This is a genomic window from Mesopusillimonas faecipullorum (genome assembly GCF_020539505.1).
In the GTDB taxonomy this organism is placed as follows: Bacteria; Pseudomonadota; Gammaproteobacteria; order Burkholderiales; family Burkholderiaceae_B; genus Mesopusillimonas; species Mesopusillimonas faecipullorum.
In genome coordinates this window covers 29,663-46,901 of the sequence record NZ_JACDXW010000003.1, presented here as the reverse complement: position 1 = coordinate 46,901, position 17,239 = coordinate 29,663, and the positions used below count along the sequence as shown (strand labels likewise).

13 protein-coding genes and 1 pseudogene are annotated in these 17,239 nt (G+C 55.9%); 4 read left to right on the top strand and 10 right to left on the bottom strand.

The window, feature by feature from the left end:
- Window positions 1–15 precede the first annotated feature (15 nt).
- On the bottom strand, window positions 16–1,461 hold the full coding sequence (locus tag H0484_RS06690; RefSeq protein WP_226953775.1) for an aldehyde dehydrogenase family protein: 1,446 nt from the start codon (window positions 1,459–1,461) through the stop codon (window positions 16–18).
- Between the two features lie 16 nt (window positions 1,462–1,477).
- On the bottom strand, window positions 1,478–2,722 hold the full coding sequence (locus tag H0484_RS06685; RefSeq protein ID WP_226953774.1) for a flavin-dependent oxidoreductase: 1,245 nt from the start codon (window positions 2,720–2,722) through the stop codon (window positions 1,478–1,480).
- A gap of 89 nt (window positions 2,723–2,811) precedes the next feature.
- Here H0484_RS06685 and H0484_RS06680 point away from each other — a divergent pair, with 89 nt between their 5' ends.
- Window positions 2,812–3,771 (top strand): LysR family transcriptional regulator, encoded by a 960-nt coding sequence (locus H0484_RS06680; protein ID WP_226953773.1) that lies wholly within the window; start codon window positions 2,812–2,814, stop codon window positions 3,769–3,771.
- 137 nt (window positions 3,772–3,908) lie between these two features.
- Window positions 3,909–5,105 carry an ABC transporter substrate-binding protein gene (locus tag H0484_RS06675; RefSeq protein WP_226953772.1) on the top strand — a complete coding sequence of 399 codons (1,197 nt, stop codon included), beginning with the start codon at window positions 3,909–3,911 and terminating at the stop codon, window positions 5,103–5,105.
- A 66-nt stretch (window positions 5,106–5,171) separates the two neighbouring features.
- Here the strand turns inward: H0484_RS06675 and H0484_RS06670 are convergent, their stop codons facing one another.
- On the bottom strand, window positions 5,172–6,209 hold the full coding sequence (locus H0484_RS06670; protein ID WP_226953771.1) for an aromatic ring-hydroxylating dioxygenase subunit alpha: 1,038 nt from the start codon (window positions 6,207–6,209) through the stop codon (window positions 5,172–5,174).
- A gap of 97 nt (window positions 6,210–6,306) precedes the next feature.
- On the opposite strand from H0484_RS06670, the gene H0484_RS06665 reads away from it, so the two are divergent.
- On the top strand, window positions 6,307–7,239 hold the full coding sequence (locus H0484_RS06665) for a LysR family transcriptional regulator (RefSeq protein ID WP_226953770.1): 933 nt from the start codon (window positions 6,307–6,309) through the stop codon (window positions 7,237–7,239).
- A 143-nt stretch (window positions 7,240–7,382) separates the two neighbouring features.
- Here H0484_RS06665 and groL read toward each other — a convergent pair whose 3' ends face one another.
- The 3 genes and pseudogenes from groL to H0484_RS06650 form a co-directional block, all read right to left on the bottom strand.
- Window positions 7,383–9,029 carry a chaperonin GroEL gene (gene groL / locus H0484_RS06660; protein ID WP_226953769.1) on the bottom strand — a complete coding sequence of 549 codons (1,647 nt, stop codon included), beginning with the start codon at window positions 9,027–9,029 and terminating at the stop codon, window positions 7,383–7,385.
- A 38-nt stretch (window positions 9,030–9,067) separates the two neighbouring features.
- On the bottom strand, window positions 9,068–9,355 hold the full coding sequence (locus H0484_RS06655; RefSeq protein WP_226953768.1) for a co-chaperone GroES: 288 nt from the start codon (window positions 9,353–9,355) through the stop codon (window positions 9,068–9,070).
- 463 nt (window positions 9,356–9,818) lie between these two features.
- Window positions 9,819–10,294, bottom strand: a pseudogene (locus H0484_RS06650) (DDE-type integrase/transposase/recombinase); the annotation flags it as partial.
- A gap of 281 nt (window positions 10,295–10,575) precedes the next feature.
- Between H0484_RS06650 and H0484_RS06645 the strand changes: the two are divergent.
- Window positions 10,576–10,908 carry a hypothetical protein gene (locus H0484_RS06645; RefSeq protein WP_226953767.1) on the top strand — a complete coding sequence of 111 codons (333 nt, stop codon included), beginning with the start codon at window positions 10,576–10,578 and terminating at the stop codon, window positions 10,906–10,908.
- Window positions 10,909–11,053: 145 nt separating this feature from the next.
- Here the strand turns inward: H0484_RS06645 and H0484_RS06640 are convergent, their stop codons facing one another.
- From H0484_RS06640 to H0484_RS06625, 4 genes are all read right to left on the bottom strand, one after another.
- Window positions 11,054–13,003, bottom strand: coding sequence for a fibronectin type III domain-containing protein (locus H0484_RS06640; protein ID WP_226953766.1), 1,950 nt, complete (start codon window positions 13,001–13,003; stop codon window positions 11,054–11,056).
- Between the two features lie 138 nt (window positions 13,004–13,141).
- Window positions 13,142–14,284 (bottom strand): GGDEF domain-containing protein, encoded by a 1,143-nt coding sequence (locus H0484_RS06635; RefSeq protein ID WP_226953765.1) that lies wholly within the window; start codon window positions 14,282–14,284, stop codon window positions 13,142–13,144.
- Between the two features lie 86 nt (window positions 14,285–14,370).
- Window positions 14,371–15,051 (bottom strand): GntR family transcriptional regulator, encoded by a 681-nt coding sequence (locus tag H0484_RS06630; RefSeq protein WP_226953764.1) that lies wholly within the window; start codon window positions 15,049–15,051, stop codon window positions 14,371–14,373.
- 188 nt (window positions 15,052–15,239) lie between these two features.
- Window positions 15,240–17,231 (bottom strand): TonB-dependent receptor domain-containing protein, encoded by a 1,992-nt coding sequence (locus tag H0484_RS06625; RefSeq protein ID WP_226953763.1) that lies wholly within the window; start codon window positions 17,229–17,231, stop codon window positions 15,240–15,242.
- Window positions 17,232–17,239 lie beyond the last annotated feature (8 nt).

The window sequence follows — 17,239 nt, the reverse complement described above, 5'->3', positions numbered from 1 at the left end:
GCTTCCGAACCGGGATTAACGAGTTTCAAAGTAGAAATGCTTGGTCTGCATGAAGTCATTCATGCCTTCCAGACCATGCAGTTTGCCGTAACCACTGTCGCCATAGCCACCGGTTTCGGCTTCGGCAAACAAACGGTTGTGGGTGTTGTGCCACACCGTACCGAACTTCAGCTTAGCCGCCATCTTCTTGGCGCGGCCGGCATTTTGGGTCCAGACGCTTGCCGCCAGGCTATAACGTGTGGCATTGCTGCGATGCAGGGCTTCTGCCTCGTCGGTGAAACGTTCGATGATAAGTAAAGGGCCGAACAGCTCTTGCTGAATAAAGCTGGAGTTCAGGTCTTGCACCTCAATCAGGCTAGGGGCGATGAAGGCGCCGTTTGCCAAAGCCCCGCCTGGTATTTCACCCTTAAGCAACACGCGCTCGGTTTGCGCGGCTTGTTCAAGCAAAGCGGCGATGCGATCGCGATTCGCGATATCGATAAGGCAGCCCATGCCGGCTTGAGGGTCATTGCCAAAACCGGGCTGCAGATTCTTGAGGGCTTGGGTCAGGCGTTGGCTGAACTCGTCGTAGATAGCAGCCTCTACCAACACACGGGCAATAGCGGTGCACTGTTGTCCAGCCATCACCATGCTGCCAGCGACAACACCGGCCACGGTGGCATCGATATTGCAGTCGGCAAACACCACGGCAGGAGCTTTGCCGCCTAATTCCAGAGATAAACGTTTAAGGGTTGAGGCGGTGCTCTGTGCAATCAGCTTGCCTACACGTGTAGAACCGGTGAAGCTGATGACATCGACATCCGTTGATTCGCACAAAAAGCTGGAGACGGCGGTTCCCGATTCGATCACGGAATTGATGATACCGGCCGGCACGCGCGCGTCGTCGGTGATGCATTCAAGCACCAGATTGTTGACCAGGGCGGTTTGGTGGGCAGGTTTAATGACGACGGAGCAACCTGCCGCCAAAGCCGGGGCCAGGGAGCGCACCAATAAGGTGACCGGCGCATTCCAGGGCAAAATAATGGCTGCCACGCCTGAAGGCTCGCGATCGAGCGAGGCGTAGCAATCGGGTTCTACTTCAAGTGTGCGGCCAAATAGGTTGCGCGCAAGACCGGCGTAGTACTTCAGCTCTGAGACCCCCGCCATAATCTCGCCCATTGCTTCTCGCCGCAACTTTCCATTGACAGTCACAATCAGGTCGGCGATTTCGTCCTTGCGTTGTTCTAGGCGGATGGCAAAGTCGAACAGCACGTCTGCACGTATGCGCGGCGAATGAGCCCAGGACGAGTCTTCGAAGGCGGCTCTGGCGGCAGTTACGGCGGCGCCGGCTTCGCTTGCGGTGCCGTCGCAGAAGTTGACTACGTGTTCTGAGGTGGCAGGGTTCAGTACCATACCGATTTTGGCTTGCCCCTCGACCGACTCAAGCCAGCGTCCATTGATGTAGTGTTTGGCAGTATTCATGAAATAGGCGTTCCGTTCAGATTTTTTGCAGGTCTTCGACTTTGATCCCGGCGACTTGCTTGTAGCGGTTGGAAATATCGGCGAGTTCAGACTGCGAAATCACGTCGTCCAGGCAACTGAAGGGTTGCCCCTGGGTGCGCTCGTGAACTTCCTTCAATATGGTGTCTGGGGGTGCAACCCGATTCATCAGTACGACCTCGCCGGTTGCCTTGACCCGAATGCGATCGTACTCGAGCAGCGCTTTTTCGGTAATGCCGTGTTGTTGCAGTTGTTCCGCTAGACAACTGCAATCCAATATGGCTTGGCCTGCCCCGTTGGATCCTCTGGGCACCATGGGGTGAGCAGCGTCTCCGAGCAAACTCACGCGGCCAAAGCTCCACTTGGGTAGTGGGTCTTGATCCACCATAGGGTATTCCAAGATGGTTTGTGTTTGTTCTATCATGCCGGCCACATCTAGCCAGTCGAAATGCCAATCCGCGAAGGCAGGGAAAAAATCCTCCAAGCGTCCGCGTCCTGTCCAGTCGCGCTCGGCGGGCTGGGGCGATTCGATTTCGGCTACCCAGTTGACCAATTGATTGCCTTGGCCGTCAACGTTGTTGCGTATGGGATAAATCACCATCTTCCCTACCGACAACCAACCTGCGCGCACCATGCTGGCCCCAGAAAGAAACGGCTTCAGGACGGTGGTACCGCGCCACATATTGACGCCGGAATAGCGGGGCTTACCCTCGCCAGGGTAGAACTGTTTGCGAACAGCCGAGTGTATGCCGTCACAGCCAATCACCAGCGCAGCCCTAACGCTTTGCTTGGTACCGTCCGTCATTTCAAATTGGACTGTCGCGCCGGTATCATCTTGACCCACGTGGGTACAGCGCATGCCTAACTGAACAGCATCGGCCCCCATTCGCTGCACTACAGCGTTCAGCAGACTGTTCTGCAGATCGCCACGGTGAATGGAAAACTGCGGCCACCCATAGCCGGCTTGCAAGCCGGCTGGCTCGCGGAATACAAATTGCCCGAATTGGTTGAAGAAGATCGACTCTTGCGTCGTAACGGCTGCATCGGCTAACGCTTGCTGCATGCCCAACTCGTCGAGTACGCGCACCGCATGGGGTAACAGGTTCACCCCTGCGCCCAGCGGTTTGATCTCGGGGGCGGCTTCATAGACGCGGCTGGAAATACCCGCCTTATGCAAGGCCAGGGCCAATGTCAGGCCACCAATGCCGGCGCCGATAATAAGGACTTCACATGCTTTGGACATACGTTTCTCGCTGAGTTGCGTCAGAGAAAAGTATTAGACCCGCGGGAGAAGTATTATTGAAATTTGAAAATAAAATGTATTGATAAATTATGAATATCAATCTGAGCTTTCGCCAACTTAAGGCCTTTCTTTTAGTCGCACGCCTTGGCAGTTTCACGCGTGCGGCAGAACAGATGCATGTGACGCAAGCGGGCCTAAGCATCATGATGCGAGAGCTTGAAACTCAACTGGACACCCGACTTTTCGATAGAACGACGCGATTCGTGACCTTGACGGGGGCTGGTGAGCAGTTTCTGCCGGTGGCCAAAAGAGTGGTTCAGGAGTTGGAAGAGAGCGCCCAACAACTGGGCCATCTGAGTGCCCAGACGCGCCGCACTTTGCGTATAGGGGTAACGCCACTCGTATCCACGAATATTTTGCCTCAGGCTTGTCAGGCATTTCGCCAATTGCGTGCTGATGTCACGCTCAAGTTCGTTGATGCTGACCCCATGCATGTACAGCAGCTTGTTGAGGCAGGCGAACTGGATTTTGGCTTAGGTGCGTTCTTCAAAAGTGTTTCGGGGGTAGAGCTGACACCCTTGTTTGAGTACGGCTTGATGTGGATTACCGCTAAGCCGGATGGAGCCCCTGACACGACCGGCACGCAGGAAGATGAAGATGCCATTCGTGTCGGCAAAAAGGCCAAGCGCAGTCGCGGTCCGCGTACGACATGGGCTGCCATTGCGGACGCGCCACTTATCAGCCTGCCCCCTGACAATCAGGTTCAGCAGGCGATAGAAACCAGGTTGGCGGCAATAGGGCGGGATCACGAGGAGCGGCAGACTTTCCGGAACTTTGAAACTTTGATAGCCATGGTGGCAGCGGGGATGGGGACGGCCATCGTACCTTCCTATGCTCAAAGTGCTTGTGTTCGTTATGGGGTGACGATGACCCGCCTGCCAGACTCACAGCCACCCTTGAGTTTTTACTGCATTACCAAACGTGGGCGTGCCCAGGCAGAGGCGATGGAAAGTTTCCTCAACGTTTTCACGGCCAGTGTCCCCTCCTAAGCCTAAGCAGGTAATCCATATTAAAAACTTCTTAATTGATAAGCTATTTAAATTTCCCTTATGGAAATCTAAGTCTTCTAATGGAAGGTCTAGGTTCATCAGCGGCCAGGATTTCATTATTAAAAGGAGACTTCCTCATGCTCTTACGTAAACTGATTACAGCTGTCTCAGCGGCTTCACTGCTTGGCTTTGCTGGCCTGGCAGGTGCAGGAGAAACCATCAAGGTTGGGCTGGTCGCACCATTCTCCGGGCCTTTTGCTCAGTATGGAGCGCAAATGTATGCCGGTATCAAGGCCTACTTTCACTTGAATGGTGATGAGGTCGCGGGCAAAAAAATTGAGATTATTCGTCGCGACACCGGCGGTGCAGGACCCGAGATTGCTCGTAGGCTTTCGCAAGAACTGGTCAATCGCGACCAAGTCGATTTCTTGGCCGGTTATGGGCTGACACCCGAAGCTTTGGCATCCGCGCCAATAGCCGAGCGCTCTAAAACACCGCTGATCATCATGAATGCGGCAACCCTTTCCATCGTTGATAAGTCGCAATACATTGCGCGTGTGTCGCTTGCCACTGCCCAGGGGTCTGGAGTCATAGGCCAGTGGGCAGCCAATGAAGGCATCAAAAAAGTCGTGACCCTGGTGGCCGACTATGGCCCTGGCTTAGATGCCGAAGCCGCATTTAAAAAGACCTATACCCGTGGCGGGGGCGAAGTGGTGGAATCCATCCGCACGCCCTTGAACAGCCCAGATTTCGGGCCATTTATACAGAGAATCAGAGACATCAAGCCTGACGCTGTTTTTGTTTTCGTGCCAGCAGGCGAGCAAAGCATAGGCTTCATGAAGAATTACCAGTCACGAGGTTTGGCTGACTTAGGGATTAAAGTCATAGGCCCCGGCGACGTGACGGATGATCATGTGTTGCCTTCCATGGGTGATGAGGTCTTGGGGGTCATCACGGCTTTCCATTACTCGGTCGATCATAATTCTCCCGAGAACGAGAAGTTCCTCAAGGCCTTTGCCGAGGTGAACCCCGATGCGGGCCAGGCCAACTTCATGACAGTAGGCGGCTACGACGGCATGGATGCCATCTTCCAGGTGAGCAAGGCTTTGAACGGGGAAATAGACGGCGACAAGGCCATGGCAATATTGAAAGGTATGACCATTAATAGTCCACGCGGCCCTGTGCTTATCGACCCCGAAACCCGCGACGTCGTACAAACGGAATACATCCGTCGTGTCGAGCGTGTGGGCGGTCAACTCAAAAACGTGGAGTTTGCACGCTTTCCCGAGGTTAAGGGCGATGGCGACGTAACGGGTCAGGCCCAAGCGATGTAAGCGTTTTAAGCACAAAAACGAGCAGGCTGCTGATAGAAGTAGCCTGCTCGTTTTGCTTTGGTACGCTTAGACTGACGCCTGGGTATCGGCGATCAAGGCATTAATCGCTCTGCGCATCTGAATCCGTCCGCTGTCATGAACGATGGATACCAGGTCTTCTTCGCCCAGTTCGTCAAGACGAAGCTGTTGCGCCTCTATCATGTCCTGATCTTCGCGGAAGGCTGTGGAGACATCTTGGTAGAGGTGTTCGGTAGCGCTGGGGTCATTCTGCCGATAGCCGTTGGCGATAGACCAGAAGTAGTGGCAGCTACTTTCTGTTTCCGGGGTGGCAGTATGAAAAACGCGCAAGGCAAAGCCGCCTTGCCTGGCTTCCGGATGCTCCAGCGCGTCTTGGCCCGTATCGACCGCACCGCTCCATTGAATCACGTGGCCGGGAGGCACGAACTCGAACTCCTGCCAGCGATCGACACGTCCCTCGAAAGAGACGGCTGCGGCATAGGTGGGAGGCGGCATGCAGTTAGGCATGTGCCGCACTATCTTGACGCCTCGGGGGGTAGCGAGGGTTTTCATGTGCGCATTGACGTGCGTGTTTGGGTCACCACCAATGGTGGTTTTGTGTACATAGCCTAAATGTGTCAGATCCATCAAGTTGTCGACCAATAATTTGTAATCGGCCTTGATGTGGTAGTAGCCCAGTTTATGCGGCCAGTTCTGATAGTCGTTGTTGAAGGGGTAGTCAACGATGGTGCTTGGGTCGGCTTTTTCAGCGTCACCTATCCAAAGCCAGATAAATTCGTCTTTTTCGACGACGGGGTAACTCCGTACGCGGGCACTGGTGGGAATACGTTCTTGTCCAGGAATATGAACACAGGCACCGGAACAGTCCATGACCATGCCGTGGTAGCCGCACTCAATGCCGGTTTCGGTGACGACGCCTTTGGAAAGCGGTGCCCCTCGATGCGGGCACTTATCTTCTAGTGCGCCGACCAGGCCTTGCTTGTTGCGGAACAAAACGATGGGCTCATTACAGATACGGCGTGCCGTGGGCTGATCGACGATGTCTTTGGCCCAGGCTGCGACGTACCACGTGTTGCGTATGAACATACTTTTCTCCATGGGAAAGTGGCGATGACGTGCAGCCAGTGTGCATTTTGGCGATACTATCTGGCAATCAAATAAAATTATTGTTTTGATCTAAAAAATGAATAATGGATCTATAGACATCACTACGCTACGTGTCTTCGACACCATGATGCGTACGGGGCATGTCACAAACACTGGCGTGCAGTTGGGGCTCAGCCAGCCCAGCGTAAGCTTTGCCTTGAATAAATTACGTGCTCAGGTCAATGATCCGCTCTTTGTACGTACGACACAGGGCATGGAACCCACGCCACGCGCCGACAAGATGGCAGAAGCCATACGTCAAGTTTTGTATGTACTGGACAACGATGTGTTCCACAACGAGGCCTTCAACCCCCTGACAACTCAGCGAAGCTTTACGTTGTGTATGTCGGATATTGGTGAGATCGTCTTTTTGCCCAAGCTCGTTGAGCACTTAAGGCGCGTGGCGCCGTTGGCTTCCATCCGAACAGTTTCTTTGTCACACCTTGATGTCGGTAAAGCACTGGAAGCGGGCGAGGTAGATCTGGCTGTGGGTTATTACCCAGACGTCGTTCAGGCCAATTTCTACCAGCAGAAACTATACGAAGATTCATTCGTTTGCTTGATGAGAACCAACCATCCGCTGGCCAAAGGTCTCAGCCTGGCCCAGTTTGAAGCAAGCGAGCATCTGGTCGTGCGTGCCGAAGGGCGTAGCCACGAAATGTTCGATGCCTTTGTAGAACGGCACGGCCTGCAGCGCAACGTGAAGCTGGTTATCCCGCATTTCATGAGCATCCCTCATCTGCTGCTTGATACCGACCTTATCGCTACCGTGCCGCAATCGTGTGCGCTGTCGCTTTTGCGTTTGGGCTTTCTCAAGATGCTAGCCTTGCCCATCGCTCCCCCTCAGTTTCAGCTGAAGCAGCATTGGCATGCTCGCTATCACGAAGACGCGGCCAACCAATGGTTGCGCAGCGCTATTTACGAGGCCTTTTCCGGCGCATTCACCTCATCGAGTTTCGCAGCCAATTAAAAGAGCCAAAAGCAAAAAGCTCGACCTCGGTGCAATACCAGGGTCGAGCTTTTTTGTTTTTCCGGTAAGACCGGCGCTGAGGGTAGCCCCTTGCAGGCAAGGGGGCTACGTCAGTGCCGGTCTGGCAGGAAGGGAGCGTGGGCTTAGAAGCCGCCCATGCCGCCCATGCCACCCATACCGCTCATGTCAGGCATGGCGGCAGCGGGTTTGTCTTCAACGATTTCGGCCACAGCGGCTTCGGTCGTCAGCAGCAGGGCTGCCACGGAGGCTGCGTTCTGCAGGGCGGTGCGGGTAACCTTGGTGGGATCCAGCACGCCTTGTTCGACCAGGTCGCCGTACTCGCCGGTAGCAGCGTTGTAGCCGTAGTTGTCCTTGCCGTTGGCAACGTTGTTGACCACGACGCTAGGCTCGTCACCAGCGTTAGCAACGATGGTGCGCAGGGGGGCTTCGATGGCACGCAGGATCAGCTTGATACCAGCGTCTTGATCGATGTTGTCGCCCTTGACTTGCGAAACAGCAGCGCGAGTACGGATGAGAGCAACGCCGCCGCCAGGAACGATACCTTCTTCAACGGCAGCACGCGTGGCGTGCAGCGCGTCTTCAACGCGGGCCTTCTTCTCTTTCATCTCGACTTCGGTAGCAGCACCGACGCGGATGACCGCAACACCGCCAGCCAGCTTGGCAACGCGCTCTTGCAGTTTTTCACGGTCGTAGTCGGAAGTAGCTTCTTCGATCTGGACGCGGATTTGCTTGACGCGGGCTTCGATGGACTTGCTGTCGCCGTTGCCGTCGATGATAGTGGTGTTTTCTTTACCCACTTCGATGCGCTTGGCTTGGCCGAGTTGTTCCAGCGTGGCTTTTTCGAGCGACAGGCCGGTTTCTTCGGAGATGACGGTGCCGCCGGTGAGGATGGCGATGTCTTCCAACATGGCTTTACGACGGTCGCCGAAGCCAGGAGCCTTGACAGCGGTGGTCTTCAGGATGCCGCGGATGTTGTTCACAACCAGCGTGGCCAGTGCTTCGCCTTCGACGTCTTCAGCGATGATCAGCAGAGGACGGCTGGACTTGGCAACTTGTTCCAGAACGGGCAGCAGGTCGCGGATGTTGCTGACTTTCTTGTCGTAGATCAGAACGAAAGGCTCGTCCAGAACAGCGACTTGCTTGTCTTGGTTGTTGATGAAGTAGGGCGACAGGTAGCCGCGGTCGAATTGCATACCTTCGACGACGTCCAGCTCGTTGTCGAGCGATTTGCCGTCTTCGACGGTGATGACGCCTTCTTTACCGACTTTGTCCATCGCGTCAGCGATGATCTGGCCGATGGAGGCATCGCTGTTGGCGGAAATGGAGCCAACTTGAGCGATTTCCTTGCTGGTCGTGCAAGGCTTGGACAGTTTCTTCAGTTCGGAAACGGCGGTAGCGACAGCTTTGTCGATACCACGCTTGAGGTCCATGGGGTTAATGCCGGCGGCAACGTATTTCAGGCCTTCTTCGACGATGGCTTGAGCCAGCACTGTTGCGGTGGTGGTACCGTCACCTGCGTTGTCGGAGGTCTTGGAAGCGACTTCCTTGACCAACTGGGCGCCGATGTTCTCGAACTTGTCTTTCAGTTCGATTTCCTTGGCGACGGAAACACCGTCTTTGGTAACCGTGGGGGCGCCGAAGGAGCGCTCGAGCACGACGTTACGGCCTTTAGGGCCCAAGGTGGTCTTGACGGCGTTGGCCAGGGTGTTGACGCCGCGGACGATACGCGTGCGTGCGTCATCGCCGAACATAACTTGTTTAGCTGCCATTGTAATTTCCTTGCTTATTCAGTTCGTGGACGAGTGTCTTACAGGACGACGGCGAGAATTTCGTCTTCGCGGATCACGAGGACTTCTTCGCCGTCTACTTTGACGGTCTGGCCGGCATATTTGCCGAACAGCACTTTGTCGCCAACCTTGACGTCCAGGGGGGCGAGCTTGCCGTCTTCGGCGCGCTTGCCAGGACCAACAGCGATGATTTCGCCTTGATCGGGTTTTTCGGTGGCGCTTTCAGGGATGACGATACCCGAGGCGGTCGTGCGCTCGTTGTCCAGACGTTTGACGATTACGCGATCGTGCAGGGGACGTAGTGCCATTTAGCAACTCCTGTTTCGAAAGAAGATGGGCAATTGATGTTCGTAAGTAGTGGGGCAGGCTGTTAGCACTCAACCCCATCGAGTGCTAATTATAGGGATGAAACCGCAGAGTTCAAGTGGGGGGGAGGTGCTGTTACATTTTTTGATGTCGATTGCCACTGAGTGTCGAAATTCAACCTAAGTGGAATTTAGGTCAACTCACGTGAAATTTGTCCCGGGCAGGGCCGTATCACTGACCTCGTAGATAATGCTCGGACCTTCCGCTGGGCCTCAAGCTGTTTTAAGTACAGTGAAGACCTGCGAATATCGTCAGGATCTTGTTTCTACCATGGTTAGCTGACCTGCCCAATCGAAGCGGAATCTGCTGGAAGGTGTTTAACGCTCTTTTAACCGTAGTGCTGCCTTTTTAGCAGCGCCAGGATTGCTGTTGTCTCTTCGCTGACCAGGCACTTGCATTTAGTACGTTATCGCTGCGCAGGTAGCTTGGCGCACCATGGGCGGCTGAGTACGTCGATGACGCGCTTGGCCCGGATGCTGCCAGCGACGTCTATGGCCAGGCATTCCCGCGTGTATTCATCGACGACTGTCAGACACTTCAGTGTCTGACCATTGGCGCAAGCGTCGAAGACGAAGTCGTAGCACCAGACACTGTTTCTGCTCGTCGGCAGGCACTTGCAGCCCTGCCACACACTGCAGACGAGTGCAGCACTCCTTGCCTACCTGGATGCCTTCCCATCCTAGAAAAATGCGAATACGGCGCGACCCGAAACGCGGGTATTATCCTGACAGGCGTTGCATGGCCTAAACCAATGGCTCGTCCTTCATCGGTATTCTCAGCCTGTAATACAAACCAGACCGGGAAACTTCCATCAGCGCACAAGCCCGGCGCTGGCATACGCCACGAGAAATGGAGTACCGCGCCTGAGCTAAAAGGCACGGAATTTGCAACCGAAAGTGCGTGTAACGGTAGATGAGTTGCTCAAACTGGCCGAAAGCGCCCCGAATATTTTCCATCCTGCTTGAAAACCCGAGGGACGCCGGTTGTGTCACAGACGAGCGGCATCCTCTGTAAACTATGGTGTCTATGACGAATAAAATAGTGTTGCACGCAATTGGTTTGATCAGGGAGGGCGAGCCTATGCACGTTTCCGTCCCGAGTATCCCCCCAACTGGCGGCTGACCTTGCTGACTTAGTCGCACCTAAACAGTTGGCCGTCGATGTGGGATGCGGGAATGGTCAACTGACGGCGCTGATCAGCTATGGGGTTCTTCAGCTAGAGCCCGACCTTAACAAGCGATTCCAGACGTTTTATCGAGATGAAATCGGTCCGTATTGGCTACCGGAAAGAGCACTGGTCGACAGTGCTTATGCAACGATAGATTTTCCTTTCGAGGAGGTACGGGTGCCTGCTCGGGAAATTCGGCGTGAATGGCGGTTTTCTGAGTTCTGGGGGTACTTGTTGATGTGCTCGGCGGTTCGTCATGCCCAGGAAGCAGGGTGTGAAAGCTTACTTCGCAACTTTGCCGACGAGATGTCTGCTTTGTGGGGATGAAAACAGGCGGCGTGTTATCGCCTGGCCCATCAATATGAGGGTTGGGAGACTATGATCTGCTTGTGCGTAGCGTCGGCTTTACTTCTGCTGCTTGGGCCGGGGCAGCCGGCTGGCCGCCCCGAAGCATGGGCTTAAAGCCCTTTGCTTAGCTCAGCTTGAACTCGTCGAACTTGATCGGGTCGCGGCCAGGGTAGCGGGTATCGAAGGCGTAGCTGGTTACGAAGCCTGTTGAAGAATCAAACACAGAATAGGCGGTGATGTCGTTGCTGGCCAAGAAGGGCACAGCGGGCGAGTTAGCCAATTCTGCCATGGGGTTACGTAGCGAAGGCATGGCCATGGGGCGGTCATGCGGATCGCCTTCGCGTGGGTAGTCGTCGGGGTTCCAGCTAAAAGAAGTCAGGTTGGCCGTCTGCTCCGTTGTCGGGGCCGCACTGCGTCGGGGCGTCAGCTCTTCAATGTATCCGCCGTAGCTATTACCGACGTTGGAGGTTTCGATGTAGTGCATATTGCCAACTTGGCTGCGGCACCACAAGTGCGAGTGACCCACGTGCACCAGTTGTACGCCGGCATCCACCAGCAGCGGCTCAATATCTGTTTTCCATAGATCTTGGTTCAGCGGGTAGTCGTACTTCACATAGCGCATGCGGCCTTCGTCTATCACCGGCTGAATCTGCTGGCGCCATGTCTCTGCAGCAATCGGGAAAGCGAAGGGCCCCATGGTGCGCAAAGTACCGGCGCTATCTTCGTATTCAAAGCTAGCCTGGGTTTGCGACATGACGGGTGTGGCGTTGTCGCCCAAGCCGAACACCGACTGGTGAACCATGGTGATTTTGTACTTGGCAGTTTTGAAGGCTTCGCTGGCCAGCACCTCTTGCAGCCATTCATATTGGCGCGAACCTTTGGCAAAGGGCCAGAACTGAAAGTCGCCGAACCCCCATTTCGACAGGTCATTGACGCTATTGACGTCTTCGCTGAACTTGCCTTTGGTGTTGGCGCCCCAACCGCGCCAGATGCGGTTGCCGTCCATGGCGATCAGAAACACGTCGCCTATGCGCTGGGCATAATAGCGTTCGCCCTCCGGGCCTTCGGGCAGCGTAAAGATTTCTTCGTAAGAGATGGTCTCAAACGAGTTGTCCTGTATCCACTGAGCCTTGATCTTAGGATCGTTGCTGGGGTTCACCTGGGCAGCCAGTTTTTCGTATTGAATTTCGGCCAGCCATTTGGGCTGCGGATCGTTGAAGATCGCGTTCAGATTGTTCTGTTCTGGCAGCCAGCGGCCAGAGTACTCGTGGTTGCCCAGAATGGGGAAAATCCACGCGTTCTGTAGCAAGGCACCGCCGGTATAGGTAGAGGTGTCTTGCCATTTATTCATCGTGCCTTGCAGCGCGGCAAAGAACGGCGGCTCGTTTTGCTTACCGTTGTCGAACCATTCTGAAGCGCGATTGGGCACGTTCACTAGGTCGCCCGCAAACAGCACACCATCAATGGGGGCCAAGGTTTCTGCCACGCGTTCGTAGTTGGCGGCAGCCATCTTCTTCAACTGCAAGTCTGAGGTCAGCAACAGGCGAGTGCGTTGGCCGGCTTGCGGCAGAGGCTGCAGCGTGTAGTCGTCACTGCGCAGGTCTTCGCTGCCATCGCTGCTGATGGCCACGTAGCGTATACGTTGACCAGCTTGCAGGCCGGTCACAAGGGCTTCGTGGCGCCAGATGTCGCGTTCGGTAACGCCCGCGTAGATGCGACCGGATACCGAAGACGAAGCATCTTCGTACATGCGGCTCAGCTTGGTTGTGCTGGCTTCTACCTGGCGATCCAGTTGTTCCCCAAAGCGCACACTATGCGCGGCACCCAGAAACTCGGTGAACCACACCACACGCACGCTATCTGCGGTGGGGTGTTGCAACATAGGCTCGCTAAGCACGAGGCGATTATCGCGGAAGCGTTTCTCGGGTAAAGGGGACAGGGGAGTCGGTGTGGGGGTCGGCTCCGGCGTAGTGTTGTTGTCGCTGCTATCGCTACCGCATGCGGCAAGTGTGGTGCCGGTTGCCGTGATAAGGGCAAACATGCCCAGACGTTTATTAAATTCCCTGCGTTCCATCCAAGTGCTCCTTGAGCCACAAAAGCACAGGATTCTATGCAGCCCTTATGACGCAGGAATGACGCTGCCGTGATGTTATTAAGGCATAAGGTGAAAGGGTTTTCCAGTTGTATGCAGGCAAGAAAACTTGCTACTTATTTACTCCGTATAGACGCGGTCCCGACCCGCACGTTTAGCTTGATAAAGCAGGGCGTCTGCGCGGTCTATGGCGTCCGAGATATCCGTTGGCGACGTTACGGCTGTCAGGCCGAAGCTGGCAGTAATAGGAGTGTCGATTTCCGGAAACTGGGTTGCAGCAAGTTGTTGACGCAAGCGTTCGGCCACATGCTGAGCGTCCTCTAAGTCGGAATGCGTCAGTAGAATGGTAAATTCCTCGCCACCAAAGCGGGCGGCCATATCACCGCTACGAGTCTGCTTTTGCAGCATCTGCCCGAATTGTCGCAGCACGGCATCGCCTGCCGTATGGCCCCAGTTGTCATTGACGTGCTTAAAGTGATCAATATCGCAACTTAGTAGCGTCCAGGGGCCTTGACGCGAATCGGTCAAACTGCGTTCGGCTTCTTCAAAAAAAGCGCGTCGGTTCAAGAGTTGGGTGAGCGGATCGCGATCACGTTCTGCATGCAGCACACGCAGAATATCGCGTAAGGTCGTGGCCAGCAGCAGTACCAAGAACCAGATGCTGAACAGAAGGGCTGCGGAAAGCATGAAGACCCAATACAGCGAGCGGGTCAGATGAGCTATGTCCGCGTCAGGGATCAGTGTCAAGACTAGCACTGGGCGGGCCAGCGCATACACCGCCAGAACGATGTACGAAATCCGCAGCACCTTTTCCAGCGTGTCGTCACCCGCCGACTTGCGAAAGATGGCGGGCATGGCAAGCAGCAGGAGCAAGCCCAGAGCCAGGTTCAACACGGTGGCCCGCACTATGATCTCGTCCTCTATCCATGAATAATAGACAAGAGTCGCCAGGGTGATCAGGCAAATAGCTGCAGCAAGCAGGGGGCTGGCGCGACCGTCGCAGCGCAGAGCCATGCCATGCGCCAGTGCCCAGAAACTGCCCATATAAAGGATGCCCGCCATGGCAGACCACTGCGCCATCTGGGGCGTGTCGAGCAAGCTTTGAAAGCTAAGGGTGAGCGAAGAAATAACATAGCCCACTGACAGCCAAAGCAGAAAGCGTTGTTGGGGCAATACGCGCCAACACGCCAGTAAGGCAAGCCCCAGAAGGGTCAAGCTTAGGGGCACCAAAAAGGAGAAATACTGAACCGGATGCAGGTTCATGAGTGGTGCGCTAGGCGCTAGTGGGGCTGGCGCCCAGCCTGTCTGGGGAGCGTGGCGAGAGGGGAAGGTAGCCAGACATGGGTAGCTTAACGTTCTTGCTTGGCTTCAGTATAGGCGTGGGCTGTGTTACGCACGTGTTGCCCCGCCAGTTTGCTTGCGCGATCGGCATCCCCGGCGATGACGGCGCTAAGGATTTCCGCGTGCTCTTTCCAGTTTTGCTGAATGCGCCGGGTGCCGCTGGGCGCGAACAGCAGAGCGGTGCGGTCACGTAAAGAACGCATGATGTCGGCTAAAACAGCGTTGCCACCGATGCTGGCCAGTGCTTCGTGAAAGCGATCGTTCATCTGCATCATGCGTGGGTTGTCGTTGTCGGCAACGGCTTGCATGCCTTCATCGATAATGCGTTTAAGCATTTCTATGGTGTTGGCATCGCGCTTTTCGGCAGCCAGCTTGGCATTGAGAGCCTCTAGTGCAGCACGCACCTCGGCCATGTCATAAGCCTCCTCGTCGGAAAGGACGGAGACGTAGGCGCCGCGTCGGGGCTCGATGGTGACCAGGCCTTCGGCGGCCAGAGCGCGCAAGGCCTCGCGTACCGGAATGCGGGAGACCGCCATTTCGGTGGAGAGCTTGTCTTCGATAAGACGCTCGCCCGGCTGGAATTCGCCGTTGAGGATACGTGTGCGCAGGGTGTCGCGGATGACGGCAAACAAGGGGGAATGCTGCTGGCCGATTTTCAGCGATGGCGGCGTTAATGCTCGTGTTGTCATAGTATTGGGGAAAGCGGTCGGGAAAGCTGTGAGAATTATAGGGCGTATCCCTTTATTTGTATTCAGTATCCTCTTAAGGATTGATTTGGAGCACTATTCTTTCCGACGCCTCGCCCAGGAAAAACGGCCGGGCCGTCGAAACGGAACCGGCCGCCAGAGCACCGCGCTTTGAGCGGCTGACTAATCTTTTAGTACTCTATCGTCAGACCTGCGTAGTAGCGACGCCCATCCAGATGCTTGCCGTATTCGGCAGAGTCGATCTGTTTGTTCAGCGCGTTGTAAATGCCGGCAAAGCCGAGCACGTGCTTGCTGAACTTGTACGAAGCACCCAGGTCCACCATGGTGTAACCAGGAACATTGTCGGTACCGCCATCTATGCTCTTGCTCTTGACCTTGGCTTTGGTCCACAGCATCAGTTCGTTGTTGAGTTGGTAGTCCAACCCGATGTTGAACATGTGGCGTGGCGTATTGTTCAAGGCCTTGCCGGCATTGGTGCCCGTTTTGATTTCGCTGTCCGAAAGGGTGTAGTTGGTGTTCAGCGTTAGCTTTTCGGTCACCGGCATGCCGAACGAGGCTTCAATACCACGCAGCGTGGCCGAATCCAGGTTCACGTATTGCTGGATGCTGCGGCGCGGCGGGTTGTTGGCGTAGACGCAGGCGTCGGGCTGCCCGGTAGGCGTATTGCAGATGTACTCCTTGCCGATCTTGTCCTTGAACCGCGTGTAGTAGGCCATCACGCTGAAGCTCAGCCTTTCGGGCGTGGCGTAGGCAAAGCCGAACTCGAAGTTGGTGCTTTTCTCCGGCTGCAGGTCCGAGTTGCCCTTGTCCCACGATGCGCCGCGCGCGGCGGGTTCGACGATGTTGTCGTCGGCTTGCTTCAGCGAGGGCGTCTTGTAGCCGCCGCTGACGCCGCCCTTCAGGTTCAGGTTGTCGGTCAGGCGGTAAACGCCATACACACGTGGCGTTAAGTGCGTGCCGTAGTGTTCGTTCTTGTCCAGGCGCAGGCCGCCGGTCAGAGTCAGATCGTCCGTCACCGACCATTCGTTCTCGGCGAACAGCGCTGCCTGCCAACGCTCCAGATTGGTGGCGATGGAGCCCTTGAAGCGAGCTTGGTCGTGTATGGTTTTTTCCTGCTTGTATTCGGCGCCCAACGTCAGCATGTGCGCATCGAAGGGCACGACGGTCTTGGTGTTGAAGGTGGTGGCGCGGTAGCCGGATTCGACGTCGCCGTTGACGATGTCCACCATCTCGTGCATCGCCCAGGTCTTGGTTTCCGCGCCTCGGCCCCAGCGCCAGTCGTGCGTCAGGCCGTAGACGGTGCGCTTGTTGTGCATCATGGAATCGCCCGTCGAGCTTTTCTGGCTGCGGTCGTTCTTGTTGCGGCCGTGGGTGCCTTCCAGTTCCAGACTGTGCTGCTCGTTCAGCTTCCACGTGAACTTGGCGGTGTTGTCGATGCGGTCCTTGCCGGCGTAGCCGCCCTGGATGTCATCTTCCAGGCGCCGGTACTTGGCGCCGTACAGCGTCATGGCCAGGCGGTCGTCGATCAGCGGGCCGCTCAGGTAATAGCGGCCCTGGTAGGCGTTGCCCGCGTCCGAGTTGCCCTGGATGATGCCGTCGACGGTGACGCTGCCCGTCCATTTGGCGGGTACTTTCTTGGTAATGACGTTGATCACGCCACCCAGGGCGCTGGAGCCATACAGCGAGGACATCGGGCCGCGGATGACTTCGATGCGCTCGATGGACGAAAGCGGGGGCAGCCAGCTGGTCTGGGCGCCGCCGCCGAAGCCGTTGTAGTAGGCTTCGCTGGAAGCGCCTAGCGGCTTGCCGTCTACCATGAACAGCACGTAGCTTTCGCTCATGCCGCGGATGTTGACCGACGTCGATTCGATCTTGCCGCCGGCGCCGCCTTCGATGCTGACGCCGGGAATGTCTTGCAGCGCGTCGGTGACGTCGCGGTAGAACTTGCCTTCAAGTTGTTCGCGGGTGATGACGGAGATGGAAGCGGGGGCGTCTGCAATCTCTTGTTCAAAGCCGGCTGCTGTGACGACGACATTTTGCAGTTGTGACACAGGGGCGTTAGAGGATTGAGCCAGCGTGGCAGAAAAAGGCAAGAGTCCGGCAAGCGCGCAGCTGACCGCAAGGCTGCTTGCCTGCACGGGAAAGTGAAGCGGGGATGACATGGAAGTGA